The sequence below is a fragment of the Pradoshia sp. TA40_28 genome (assembly GCF_059694525.1).
The window spans coordinates 255,925-268,427 of sequence record NZ_JCATZO010000001.1; the positions used below are offsets into that span (position 1 = coordinate 255,925).

A 12,503-nucleotide genomic window follows, 5' to 3' on the forward strand; every position below is an offset into this window, starting at 1 on the left:
GTTCCTAAAGGAATAGAATGGGATATAGAGTATTAGATATATAGAATGATTATATTGATGAGCAAAGGGGATTCGTATGAAAAAAATCACGAAAGCAATTATACCTGCAGCAGGCCTTGGAACAAGGTTCTTACCAGCGACGAAAGCCATGCCGAAAGAAATGCTGCCAATCGTCAATAAACCGACCATTCAATACATAGTAGAAGAAGCTGTAGCATCTGGGATTGAGGATATTATCATCGTGACGGGTAAGGGAAAGAGAGCGATTGAGGATCATTTCGATCATGCTTATGAATTGGAGCAGAATTTAAAAGAAAAGCGTAAATTTGATTTATTGGAGGAGGTCCAAAAGTCATCCGAGCTTGCCAATATTCATTATATCCGTCAAAAGGAACCAAAGGGGCTCGGCCACGCTATCTGGTGTGCGCGTAATTTTATCGGGAATGAACCGTTCGCTGTTCTGCTTGGAGACGATATTGTCGTCCATGATAAGCCGTGCTTACTCCAATTAATCGAACAGTTCGAGGAATTGGATTCATCGGTGATTGGAATTAAGTCTGTTCCGGAAGAAGAAACAAATCGCTACGGTATCATCGATCCAATTCAGGTGGATGGACGTTGCCATATGGTCGGTAGCTTTGTAGAAAAACCGGCACAAGGAACAGCACCCTCTAATCTGGCCATCATTGGACGGTATATTTTTAAGCCTGAAATATTCGACTTTCTCGGTGAAATGGAAATAGGAGCGGGCGGTGAAATTCAATTGACGGATGCCATCCAAAAGCTCAATCATATTCAGCATGTGTATGCATACGAGTTTGAAGGAGAACGATATGATGTCGGTGAGAAGCTTGGGTTTATCAAGACGACCATTGATTTTGCTTTAAAGAATGAAGAGATACGGGAGGAAGTATTGCGATACCTGGCTTCGAGGGTGGAAATAGAAAGAAGATAGAATATATTAAGGAGTAGAATGATCAGGGTTCCCTGAATTCTACTCCTTCTCTGTATCTCTTATCGGTTGTAATTTCCGTTTCCATGAAGGTCTGACAGGTTAAACTGTTCGATTTCGTTAAGCTTCAAGTGTAAGGAATAGATTTTTTTATTGATATCTTTTTTCGTTTCGGGATGATTACAATAATCTGCTTTATTGATAAGGTATTTCAATCTACTTTTATACCAATATCGTTTGAGTAGAATCATTTTAACACCTCATTTTTTTCAGTATATAAAATGGTTATTCCCTCTTGATTATAAAATAATCCATTTATACTGGATATAGGAAAAAAGTCATAGGGTTATATGGCTGAAAAAAGGCTGAGTTAGCTCAGTCGTCTAGTAAAATCATTTCTCTTTTTGCTCAATCAAAGGAGTCAGGTCCTGTAAAACCTCTTTCAGTTCGCTGCTTTTATGCTTGGAGTCATCATACACTTTTTTGATCGTCTTATGGGCCTCTTGTAACTTTTTCTGCCCAGGAGTCGGTATGGATTGCCTCTCCTTCTCAAGTTCAGCTTCAGCCAAGCTTAAGTTTGCCTGCTCCTCTGTATATTGCTTGTACGCATTTGCACGTGTTTCCTCTATTTCCGCATGGTAATGACGATTTCCAAAGACTAAAATTCCAATACAAAGCAAAGCGGATGCACCTGTAATCCAAATACGCTTCATAGTTCACCTCTTCTGTTTTTCCAAATAATAACATGTTGATTGACGGCTGGAAAGGCTATTTCAGTATGTTTGTTGGGGTTGGGAGATGGGTGTTCGATATAGTGATTGAGGGAGGAAAGGGATGTTATTTCGGCAGAGTTATAAAGGTCTATTAATTGGAAAGCTGACGAATCCAAAAGATGATCAGCCAGATGAACAGTAAGTTAGTTGACCTAATTTCTGTAAAAGGACCCTATAAAATCCTAGTATACTTTTAGAGATTCAGGGTATTAGGAATTAGCGGATCTTTAGTTAATGGTTGGAGTACTTTTTGTTTTAATGGATAGTATAGGGACAAATAAGGGTGTTGTAATAAATTTTCGAAAATTTCTTTGTTCATATGGAGCTTACTTGTTACTATAAGATAGATGGACTAAACAAGACTATGGTCAGTGTACATTGTCTGAAGAAAAAGGAGAGTTCTGATGGCTCAAAAAATAAAAGTAATGACTGTTTTTGGTACAAGGCCAGAAGCGATTAAAATGGCTCCCTTAGTGAAAGAATTGGAAAAGTACCCAGAGCAAATTGAAGCGATTGTTGCGGTAACAGCGCAGCATCGACAAATGCTTGATCAGGTACTTGATATTTTTGATATTAAACCGGATTATGACTTAAATATTATGAGAGATAAACAAACATTGGCGGGGATTACGACCCGTGCGCTTGAAGGATTGCACGAAGTTATGGGGGAAGTAAAACCGGATATCGTGCTTGTTCATGGGGATACGACAACAACTTTCGTAGCAAGCTTAGCAGCGTTCTATCATTCCATACCGGTTGGGCATGTGGAAGCGGGCTTGCGAACACATAATAAATATTCTCCTTATCCAGAGGAAATGAATCGTCAGCTTACAGGAGTCTTAAGTGATTTACATTTTTCACCTACATATCAGTCTAAACTCAATTTATTGAAGGAAAATAAACCGGGAGAATCTATTTTCATAACTGGAAATACGGCTATTGATGCGTTGAAAACAACGGTTAAAGAAACCTATTCCCACCCTGTTTTAGATACTTTGGGAAATGACCGTCTCGTCTTAATGACGGCTCATCGACGGGAAAACCTTGGACAGCCTATGCGCAATATGTTTAAAGCGATTAAGCGTTTGACTGAAGTTCACCAAGATATACAAGTAGTCTATCCAGTCCACTTGAATCCTGTCGTTCGGGAGCTTGCAGCTGAAATATTAGGTGAAAATCCACGTATTCATTTAATCGAACCTTTGGATGTCATTGATTTTCATAATTTTGCATCCAGATCCTATTTAATTCTGACAGATTCAGGTGGCGTTCAAGAAGAAGCTCCGTCTCTGGGGGTTCCAGTACTGGTATTAAGAGATACGACAGAACGTCCGGAAGGAATCGAAGCGGGAACCTTGAAGCTCGCTGGTACGGAAGAGGATGTTATTTTTAAGATGGCCAATGAGCTTTTATCGGATGAAAAGGCACATGCCAATATGGCTAAAGCGTCTAATCCGTATGGAGACGGGGAAGCATCCAGACGGATCGTCGAGGCTATTCTGTATTATAAAAAGGAAAGAAACGAAAGACCGGTAGATTTTTTGTAATCTGTATAGGGGAATGTTTCGGCCATATTACTATTCCGTGTCAAAAACTTTGTAGGTATATACATTAATTAGAAAAATTTGTATAATGAGGTAATGGTTTTTGGAGGAGAAAAGTGAGAATGACAAATGAACTGAAATACAGGGAAATAGAAGATACTCAGGTAAGAGCATTTATGGACTTGATTAAAAATGCTTATGATCGTGGGACATCAGATGCATCATTATCTGCACAGGAATTTATCGAAGAAATTAAATTGGAAATCAAGAATATCTATAAATAAGAAAACGGATTAAGCTCCAACAAGCTTAATCCGTTTTTCATTATTTATTCACTTGTAAATGTGTTTTTAATGTATCCTGAAGGCTTGTCAAAGATTTATCAGACGGAAGATAATAATAGACACCATCGATTTTAGTTCCCTGTCCTTCAAGCTGAAGCTGGTCTAGTGACTTGGCTGCTTCCTTGTAGTTCTGTTGAATGCTAACCATTTGAGAGAAGCTGATATCTGTCTTTACATTATCACCCAGTGCATCAAAAATCCCATCAAAGCGAGTTAGAGAAGATAGGCTTGCTCCTTTGTTTAGGACTGCCTGGATAATCTGTCTTTGCCTCAATTGGCGCCCGAAATCTCCGCGTGGGTCTTCATACCTCATTCGTGAATAGGCCAAGGCTTGTTTCCCGTCTAAAGTAAGGGTTCCTTCTCCAAAGTGGTAGCCATCAGCGTTAAAGTCAAGATCATTGACAACCGTAACGCCGCCAACAGCATCAACAATATCTTTAAATCCTTCCATGTTTACCTGTGCATAGTAATCAATTGGGATATCAAGGAAGTTTTCTACCGTATCCATAGACATTTCTACGCCACCAAAGGCATAGGCATGGTTGATTTTATCCTCAGTTCCTCTACCGACAATTTCCGTTCTTGTATCCCGGGGGATACTGACCATTTTGACGGATTCGAGAATCGGATTCACCGTCAGGACAATCATCGTATCAGAGCGTCCTTTATCTCCATCTCTTTCATCTACACCTAATAAAAGTACAGAAAAAGGAGTCTTATCCTTTAGGCTGACTTTCTCTACCCTTTTTTTGGAGCCTTCTCGACTAGTAGGATTGTGCATGGAATCCAAGGCACTATCGAAAGAACGATACACCGTAAAGGCAAATACACCACCGACTAAAACAAATAGCCCTATAATCCCTAAAACTACTTTCTTCCATGTTTTCATCTTTTTCCTGTTAGTTCTATCTGATCGCATAATGTTCCCCATTTTCTACAAAAAATTACAATCTATTTATATTATATATTATTTTTGGATGAATGAAACGATGAAATTCTATTTAGTAAATCGCCAGGAGTAATTAGGTACTTATAATATGTGTACGAATCAAAAGATTGTTCGGATCACAAACGTAGTGATATGGTGCAACGTATATGGGTAGGAAGGCAAGGAAATGTACCGTTTTTTTGGAAGGGTAGAATTAATCTCGCTGTATCTTACAATAAAGTTCATTTTGGGATCTGAGTAGTCCTAACTGTCTTTGAAAATGAAAAACCTACTAAATATGTAATTAGCGGTTACTACAATTAGGTTAGAACATAGTTTAGCAGAGGTTCCGCCTATAGCCATTCCAGTTATGAGAGCAATCATTGCTGCCATATCCATTAAAAAAGATAGGAATCTAAATCCTAAAAATGCTAAAAATTCTTTAAAGGTATCCTTGAAACTTTCAGTCTTGCTTTCAAATACATAATGTTTATTCGTGTAATAGGCAAATAGCACCGCAAAAACCCAAGCAATAGTGGTTGCTAGGCGATAATCCATTAAATATATTTCCGTTGAAATACAATAAGCAATTACGTTAATGAAAGTTGCAAGCACTCCCATAATTACATACATTACATTTCTATAAATTATTTTGTTATTTTTCATCGATGTTCACATTCTCATTAGTATATCTCTGCATAAAGGATAGTTTAGTTGAAAATTCGTACAGAAAGAAGCACCGATACTATATGGAGTTATAAGCTGAATATTATTCTCTATCTCCTTTGGGAGAAACCTCAACATTTGAAATAATTTATCGGAGAGATTTATTTATAAGATGTGAATTTCTTTAACCGATTTTCAACTTCTCGTTACTTTTTATGCGTTTTAGATAAATTAAAATATTTATTATATTCATATAATAATCTAAAAAACATTCTATCATATTTTTTTGGATATTACATCTTGTTTCAGGCATTAAATTATAGTCAAGGAATCGAGATTGAGCATTGATTACTTTTATAAACCTTGGCGATACTTTGCGGATCAATTACTGTCATGATTGATGTATTATCATAGCTACCTTATATACTAAATTCTCTTTATATCAGCCAATTGAAGGGTACTTAAGGCTTTGTACAAATAAAAAATCCAGCCCAAATGGTTCTGGCTGGATTTCAGTTTAATAGAATCTTTTAAAGCTAGAAAAATGCTTTTTGTAATAGGAATTGCTTAAGCTCACAATTCGCACGCCGCTATTATCTGCGTTGATGAATTGATTATTTCCTATATAAATACCTAAATGGGAAATGCCCTTTTTATAGGTATTCTCGAAAAATACTAAATCGCCGGGCTTGGGAGTATTGACGTAATAAGAACGGTCATAATAGCCTGCAGCTGAGAGACGATTAATATCATAACCAGCTTTATTAAATACATAATGGATAAAACCGCTGCAGTCAAATCCTGATGTGGAAGTCCCACCAAAGACATATCTCGTACCAATAACCTTCTTACTTTCATTAATCAGCTTGTTAGTGAAAGTAGAATTGCCGATCATGCTAGAAGAATCATCCTGCCCTTTTTCCTCTTGTTTTGGAATAGTTGGTGTACTTACAGCTGATCCTGATAGCTTCAGCTTCTGCCCTACATAAATCATGTCGGATTTAAGATTGTTTAATGACTTTAATTTAGCGACTGTAAGTCCATTCTTCTGTCCGATTTTGCTTAGTGAATCCCCGCTCTTTACCGTGTATGTTGATGTCGATACCGGAGATTTAGATGGAGCCGGCTGTTTTGCTGGTGTTGGAGCTGCTACAGCTGCACCTGTCAGTTTGAGTTTTTGTCCGACATAAATCATATCTGATTTAAGGCTGTTAAGGGATTTTATCTTAGCAACTGTTAAACTGTGTTTTTTGCCAATATGGCTTAGTGTATCTCCGCTCTTCACAACATAGACTGCATTGGATGAAGGGGAGGAAGGTTTAGGCGATGTGACTACTGGTTTAGTAGTACCCCCTGTCGTTTTTGAAACCTTCAGCACCTGATTTGGATAAATGAGCGTGCTCTTTAAATTGTTCCATTCTATCAGATTGCTAATTGATATTTTATGCTTGGCTGCTATTTTGGACAAACTGTCTCCTGAAACGACTTTATACGTTTTAGCAGTGCTTGCCTGAGCAGTACTTTGTTTGCTCTTGTTTGTTGCCGTTTTAACAGCAGTAGTGGATTTTACTTTTAATACTTTGTTTGGATAAATGATGTCGGATTTTAGACCATTTAACTGTTTAAGGGCTGCAACGGTTGTGCCGCTTTTATTGGCAATGGCCGACAAGGTATCCCCTTTTTTGATTGTATATGTAGTGGAATCGGCAGAAGCAGATCCAGCATATGTGACAGAAAGAATGGCTACGGCAGCAAATGCGGCAGCTTTTGTTTTCAAATAGAACTCCCCCTTTGTAATATTATCTCCTATAATATAGTAACACAGGAAAAATAATGTTGAAACTTGTTTCTATGGTATTGAACGAAAAGGACTATATGACTCTATTGAAAATAATGGTAATATTGGGTCTAAATGTACATTCAAAGAAGTGAGAGGAGAAATAGAAAGAATGAAGAGATTTATCGTGGCGCTAAGCATAGTCATTTTGGCCTTGGCTCCGTTACCCCTTGTTAATGCAGCTAGTCAAAACTCAAAAAATAGCAAAGAAACGACTGACCGGGTTATTGTAAAGGTGAGCCAATCAAAGTTGGTGAATCGATTTCTTCAATATGGCAGTTCAATGCTAGAAAAGAAGATTAATCTTATGACAGTGGAGAAGCCAAATAACAAATCTATGGCTGCCTTTTTGAAGGAGTTGAAAAATCAACCGGGAGTTCTCTATGCGGAGCCTGATTATAAGGTGACTCTAGATGCTCTGCCAAATGATCCTTTACTTAAGAATCAATGGCATCATACGGTTATTCAATCAGGGCAAGCGTGGAATACGACAAAAGGTTCTCCGCAAACGATTGTTGCTGTCATTGATAATGGGATTGATTTAAAGCATCCAGATCTTTCACAGAATATTGTTAAGCCATTTGATATTGTAGCCAATACCAATAAGAAGATGCCTGTCGGGGAGCATGGTACGCATGTAGCCGGCCTAATTGCTGCTGTTCATAATAATAAAATGGGCGGTTCGGGAGTTTCCCCTGCTGTGAAAATTATGCCAGTCAATGTTTTCGTGAATGACGAGGCTTATCTATCGGATATCATTAAAGGGATTCAATATGCGGTGAAATCTGGGGCAGATGTTATTAATATGAGCCTTGGAATGTATGAAAGTTCTAAAGCATTAAATGATGCTATTCAGGCCGCATATAAAAAGGGCGTTCTAATTGTCGCAGCAGCCGGGAATGAACAGACTACTAGACCATCCTTCCCGGCAGCTTTGCCAAATGTGTTATCTGTTAGTTCTACGACCCAGTTTGATAAAAAATCTTATTTCTCCAATTATGGGACAACGATTGACCTTTCAGCACCCGGTTCAGAAATTACGTCTACTTTGCCTAATAATAAATATGGGGCAATGAGTGGAACCTCCATGGCTTCCCCTATTGTAGCTGGGGCAGCTGCATTGGTTCTATCAAAGGAGCCTAAATTAACAAATGAACAGGTGGCTTATCGGTTGACATCTACGGCCAATGACCTTGGGGCAAAGGGGAAGGATACCAGTTATGGAGCTGGCAGAGTCAATGTGGCGAATGCTCTGAAATACCGTTTGCTTGCTAATCCGGTGGTCAGCCAACTAACCGACAAAGATAAAGCGATTCGTATACAGTACAAAGAAGCATTTAAAGGTAAAGTTATTGTGACTGGAAAAACAAGAATTGAAAAGCAGATAAATTCAGATCGAGGATTTAATCAGCTGATCAGCATTCCTTTGCAAAAAGGTGAATCCATTGTTTCTATTAAGTTAGTAGATGAAAAAGGGAATGAGAGTTGGCCTGTTAAAAGGAAGGTAAAAGATGCCACACCACCTGCAGCACCTAAGATGACGAGTATAGGAGACAATAGTAAAATCGTTCAAGGGAAAACAGAAGTTGGTGCTAAAGTTACTGTCCGCAAAGGGAATGCCCAATTGGCATCAGGGAATGCAAACAGTGCAGGTGATTTTAAAATCACGATGACCGCAGCCCAAAAGGCAGGTTCTGTTCTTTATATTCAAGCGACTGATAAAACAGGGAACAATAGCCCAGCAGTCAAAGCAGTCGTGAAGGATAAAACAGCACCTAAATTACTCAATATAAATAAATTCACTCCAAGCTCAACAAAGGTAAAAGGAACAACTGAGCCGAATGCTAACGTTGTTGTAAAGATCAACAATAAAGTGATAGGGAAAGGAAAAGCGAATAAATCCGGAAGCTTCTCTGTCACGGTGAAAAAGCAGAAAGTGAACACAACCATGAGAGTTTATTTATCTGATACAGCTGGAAATACAAGTTCTTACAAGTTGACGGTTAGGAAATAATCGAAAAAGCCTGTGATAAAAATTCACAGGCTTTTTCTAATGGTAAAGTTAGGTAACCTTTTGTTTCTAACCTCTATCATTACTTACTTGTTATTTGGATCTTTTTCGGCAGATATCTATAATAAACGCTTTATATAGAAGACATAGCGACTTATTCAAAGTAAGTATTAGTGCAAAATTAGTATGTGAAATACTATAACTTTGTCTTTTTTTAGAAACATATGGTAATTATTGTTAAACCATACTATAATAAATTTTGAAATGTAATAATCTTGTAATAATAAGTTTGAGGGGGAGAAAAATGAAACGATTAGCCTTATCTTTAGTAGCTTTTCTGTTGTTATTTACGGTTATGAAGCCAGGAGTCGGTTTTGCTGCAATGAATGAAGAAGAGTTTAACAAGTTTGCTGAAACAGAAGGGATTTCACCCGACACATTAAAAGAACTTATACTTACATATTTTGGGGAAGAATATTCCGATTATAACTCGATTGATGAATTAAAGATGGCATTGGGTGAAAAAATTACGGAAGAGAATCTTAATGCTCTTATCGAAACATATGGATTTTCTGGTCGTGATGAATTGATGGATGAATTGGTATACCAAGATGGATATGATCCATCTAAATCAATAGAGGAATCTTATGTTTATATCAATTTTTTAAAAAATGCATTGAGCCTAGAAGATTTTGAGGGAACTGAGATCACAGACGAAACCTTGAGACAATGGCTTGTAGATTACGAAATGACTTTAGATGATTTAAATAAGATGTTATCCAGTCATGGAGATAGTCTATCTAACTATAAATATCTTGAAGATCTTGAAGAAGCAGTCCTTGGCTATATGTTTATGGATGTCCTACTGGAGATGCTTGCTGAATTTGGTATTGATAGTCAGGAATTAGAGAATATTGATAAACATCTTTCAACTATAGACTTTGAGGATCCGGCACTTGAAGAAAGACTGTTAGAATTAGAAAAACGCGCAGATAATCTGCCAGATTTTGAAAGCGCATCAGAATTAACAGAGGCGCAAATGAGAGAAATAGTAGATTTGTTTAATGATGTTTTGGACATTTTTCAAATGGAAGCAAAATTTTATTTAACGAAAGATGGCAATAAGAAAGCCATTTCTATAGAAGAACTTATGGTTCTTGAGTCAACGAATGGTGCAGATTTGTTAATTGAGTTTTATAGCAAACAAGGGGCATTTCTTGCAGATATGATTATTACAGCTGACATGTTTGGTTCTGATTTAATTGATCAAGTTACTGCTCCAGTAAAGCAAGTACCAGTAAAAACGGTACCTAAGCCTGAAGTTGAGAAAAAAGCAGGTAAAACCATTAAGGGCGGTAAATTGCCAAATACAGCAGGAAATTATGCTGAAGGTGTATTGATGGGCATGGGAATCTTAGTTGCGGGAGCTGGGATGTTGCTGTTCCGTAGAAAAAACAAGGATGCCGCATGAAATCTAAAGGTAGAATAATGGCGGTTTTAGCCGGTATTCTTATTATTGTTGGATTGGGTTTGGTCATTAAGAACGGCCTGCCGCTCATCACAGCGAAAACGCCTGATAAGAATGTTTCTGAGGCTGTGCCTGAACCTGAACCGGAGGCTACACCGATTTCCATAACTGAAGATACGGATTCTTCGGAGGACTTATATAAAGTGTACCCAAAAACGGGTGAAGAAATCGGTGAATTGATTATTCCAAAGATCTCAGCTCAACTTCCTATCATTGAGGGGACAGATGAGGATGAACTGGAAAAAGGTGTGGGGCATTATGCGGATAGTGTCCTGCCTGGAATGAAGGATAATTCGGTTCTATCCGGTCATCGAGATACGGTTTTTCGTAAACTCGGACAGGTTGGTAAAAATGATGAATTAATCGTGAAGACAACAGCTGGTACATTTACTTATAAAGTCTTCGGTGTTCGTATTGTTGATGCGGATGACCGGACTGTCATTGTGCCTAAGTCACGTCCCGTTTTAACGGTTACGACCTGTTATCCGTTTGATTATATTGGTGATGCACCTCAGCGGTATATTCTGTCAGCGAATTTAATAAAAATGGAGAGACACTAGAATGGTTTAATCTAGTGTCTTTTTTTGATATATGTTGATGAAATTTGAATATGGAAATCTAGCTGGGATTAAATATTGATTTACGGAATTTAAGAAAAAGGGTAAAATGATGTATGACTCAAAAATTGACTTCTATTTTTTAATATATATTAAAAGGAGAAAACCAATGCAAAATAGGCAGATGCGCAAGGTGAGGCGCAGGAAGAAAAATAAGAAACGCATCGCAGCCGTTATCTTATTTCCAATTCTTATCGTTGTTTTAGTCGCTGGTGGTTATGCAGGTTATTTATATGTGAAGGCTCAAAACGTGCTTTCCGATTCATATGATGACGGTTTTGTGAAAAATGGACGGGATGTAAATCCTGCTAAAGATAATGTATCCGTGTTATTTATGGGTGTCGATGATAGCAGTGTACGTGATAATGAAAAAGGCTCCAGGACAGATGCGCTTATGCTTGCTACATTCAATGATGATAAAAAAACAGTTAAATTGTTAAGTATACCGCGTGATTCCTATGTATATATTCCTGGGAAAGAAAATTATTCAAAAATCACACACGCCCATGCATATGGCGGCGTTAAATATACCATTGATACAGTCGAAGAATTATTAGATATTCCGGTGGACTACTATGTAAAAATGAATTTTAATGCTTTTGTGGATGTGGTTGATGCTTTGGGCGGAATCGATGTTGAGGTACCGTATACATTCACTGAGCAAGACTCCAGTGATAAACAAGGTGCGATTACACTTGAAGAAGGTTTACAAACCTTGAACGGTGAAGAAGCATTGGCTTTAGCCAGAACAAGGAAGAAAGACAGTGATATTGAGCGTGGGAAACGTCAGCAGCAGATTCTTACTGCTATTATTGATAAAGCAGCTTCGGCTGGATCCATTACGAAATATGCGAATGTAATCGAAGGTATCGGTAAAAATATGAAGACGAATATGACCTTTAAAGAAATGAAGAGCTTCACGAGCTATGTACTAGGAGCCGCTAATCTTCAAATCGAATCCATTAACTTGGAAGGTCAGGATTCCTATATTGGTGGTACGTATTATTATCAGTTGGATGAGCAAGCCCTGGAAAATACCAAATTGGAGCTTCAACAACATCTCGATTATAAAAAGGATGCAGAAACAGAATCAGAATCCCTTCCCAATGGTTCAGTAATAGTTGAATGATGATGAATGGCTAATATGACCCCGAATTCTTAAAAAGAATTCGGGGTTTTTAGCATTTAAAGAGAGAAGATCATTCTGTGTCAGGCTGAAACTAGTAGGAGAGATCGAAACTGTTATGATTCAAATAAAAAAGAAAAAAGCCGCCATTTATTAAATGACGGCTTAACAATTCCT

General features: G+C 37.8%; 11 protein-coding genes. 7 read left to right on the forward strand and 4 right to left on the reverse strand.

Translation table 11 applies throughout. From position 1 onward, the window contains the following. The first annotated feature begins 76 nt into the window (after window positions 1–76). Window positions 77–955, forward strand: a complete 879-nt coding sequence (gene galU / locus AC58NB_RS01155) for a UTP--glucose-1-phosphate uridylyltransferase GalU (protein ID WP_497424971.1) — start codon at window positions 77–79, stop codon at window positions 953–955. Between the two features lie 389 nt (window positions 956–1,344). Here galU and AC58NB_RS01160 read toward each other — a convergent pair whose 3' ends face one another. Further along, complete coding sequence (locus AC58NB_RS01160) at window positions 1,345–1,665, reverse strand: hypothetical protein (protein ID WP_497424972.1); 321 nt, start codon at window positions 1,663–1,665, stop codon at window positions 1,345–1,347. A 464-nt stretch (window positions 1,666–2,129) separates the two neighbouring features. Here AC58NB_RS01160 and wecB point away from each other — a divergent pair, with 464 nt between their 5' ends. Together wecB and AC58NB_RS01170 are read left to right on the forward strand one after the other, a co-directional pair. After that, window positions 2,130–3,272 carry a non-hydrolyzing UDP-N-acetylglucosamine 2-epimerase gene (wecB, locus tag AC58NB_RS01165; RefSeq protein WP_497424973.1) on the forward strand — a complete coding sequence of 381 codons (1,143 nt, stop codon included), beginning with the start codon at window positions 2,130–2,132 and terminating at the stop codon, window positions 3,270–3,272. 119 nt (window positions 3,273–3,391) lie between these two features. Continuing rightward, on the forward strand, window positions 3,392–3,553 hold the full coding sequence (locus tag AC58NB_RS01170) for a YwzD family small protein (RefSeq protein WP_497424974.1): 162 nt from the start codon (window positions 3,392–3,394) through the stop codon (window positions 3,551–3,553). A gap of 40 nt (window positions 3,554–3,593) precedes the next feature. Here the strand turns inward: AC58NB_RS01170 and tagU are convergent, their stop codons facing one another. The 3 genes from tagU to AC58NB_RS01185 all read right to left on the reverse strand — a co-directional run bounded on the left by tagU (window position 3,594) and on the right by AC58NB_RS01185 (window position 6,984). Then, the gene (tagU, locus tag AC58NB_RS01175) at window positions 3,594–4,502 is read right to left on the reverse strand and encodes a polyisoprenyl-teichoic acid--peptidoglycan teichoic acid transferase TagU (RefSeq protein ID WP_497424975.1); all 909 of its coding nucleotides are present in this window, start codon (window positions 4,500–4,502) and stop codon (window positions 3,594–3,596) included. Between the two features lie 303 nt (window positions 4,503–4,805). Beyond that, entirely contained in the window at window positions 4,806–5,207 is a 402-nt protein-coding gene (locus AC58NB_RS01180; protein WP_497424976.1) for a GtrA family protein, read from the reverse strand. A gap of 517 nt (window positions 5,208–5,724) precedes the next feature. Further along, window positions 5,725–6,984: a C40 family peptidase gene (locus AC58NB_RS01185; protein WP_497424977.1), complete on the reverse strand. Its 1,260-nt coding sequence runs from the start codon at window positions 6,982–6,984 to the stop codon at window positions 5,725–5,727. A gap of 172 nt (window positions 6,985–7,156) precedes the next feature. On the opposite strand from AC58NB_RS01185, the gene AC58NB_RS01190 reads away from it, so the two are divergent. The 4 genes from AC58NB_RS01190 to AC58NB_RS01205 all read left to right on the forward strand — a co-directional run bounded on the left by AC58NB_RS01190 (window position 7,157) and on the right by AC58NB_RS01205 (window position 12,329). Beyond that, complete coding sequence (locus tag AC58NB_RS01190; protein ID WP_497424978.1) at window positions 7,157–9,058, forward strand: peptidase S8; 1,902 nt, start codon at window positions 7,157–7,159, stop codon at window positions 9,056–9,058. 301 nt (window positions 9,059–9,359) lie between these two features. Then, window positions 9,360–10,526 carry a processed acidic surface protein gene (locus AC58NB_RS01195; RefSeq protein ID WP_497424979.1) on the forward strand — a complete coding sequence of 389 codons (1,167 nt, stop codon included), beginning with the start codon at window positions 9,360–9,362 and terminating at the stop codon, window positions 10,524–10,526. Then, entirely contained in the window at window positions 10,523–11,143 is a 621-nt protein-coding gene (gene srtD / locus AC58NB_RS01200) for a class D sortase, LPxTATN-specific (protein ID WP_497424980.1), read from the forward strand. Before AC58NB_RS01195 ends, srtD begins: the two co-directional genes overlap by 4 nt. A 166-nt stretch (window positions 11,144–11,309) precedes the next feature. Then, window positions 11,310–12,329, forward strand: coding sequence for an LCP family protein (locus AC58NB_RS01205; protein ID WP_497424981.1), 1,020 nt, complete (start codon window positions 11,310–11,312; stop codon window positions 12,327–12,329). Window positions 12,330–12,503 lie beyond the last annotated feature (174 nt).

Coding starts and splice junctions, on each gene's coding strand:
- AC58NB_RS01195 (WP_497424979.1), top strand. CDS start 9,360: ATGAAACGATTAGCCTTATCTTTAGTAGCTTTTCTGTTGTTATTTACG.
- srtD (WP_497424980.1), top strand. CDS start 10,523: ATGAAATCTAAAGGTAGAATAATGGCGGTTTTAGCCGGTATTCTTATT.
- wecB (WP_497424973.1), top strand. CDS start 2,130: ATGGCTCAAAAAATAAAAGTAATGACTGTTTTTGGTACAAGGCCAGAA.
- AC58NB_RS01190 (WP_497424978.1), top strand. CDS start 7,157: ATGAAGAGATTTATCGTGGCGCTAAGCATAGTCATTTTGGCCTTGGCT.
- galU (WP_497424971.1), top strand. CDS start 77: ATGAAAAAAATCACGAAAGCAATTATACCTGCAGCAGGCCTTGGAACA.
- AC58NB_RS01205 (WP_497424981.1), top strand. CDS start 11,310: ATGCAAAATAGGCAGATGCGCAAGGTGAGGCGCAGGAAGAAAAATAAG.
- tagU (WP_497424975.1), bottom strand. CDS start 4,502: ATGAAAACATGGAAGAAAGTAGTTTTAGGGATTATAGGGCTATTTGTT.
- AC58NB_RS01160 (WP_497424972.1), bottom strand. CDS start 1,665: ATGAAGCGTATTTGGATTACAGGTGCATCCGCTTTGCTTTGTATTGGA.
- AC58NB_RS01180 (WP_497424976.1), bottom strand. CDS start 5,207: ATGAAAAATAACAAAATAATTTATAGAAATGTAATGTATGTAATTATG.
- AC58NB_RS01170 (WP_497424974.1), top strand. CDS start 3,392: ATGACAAATGAACTGAAATACAGGGAAATAGAAGATACTCAGGTAAGA.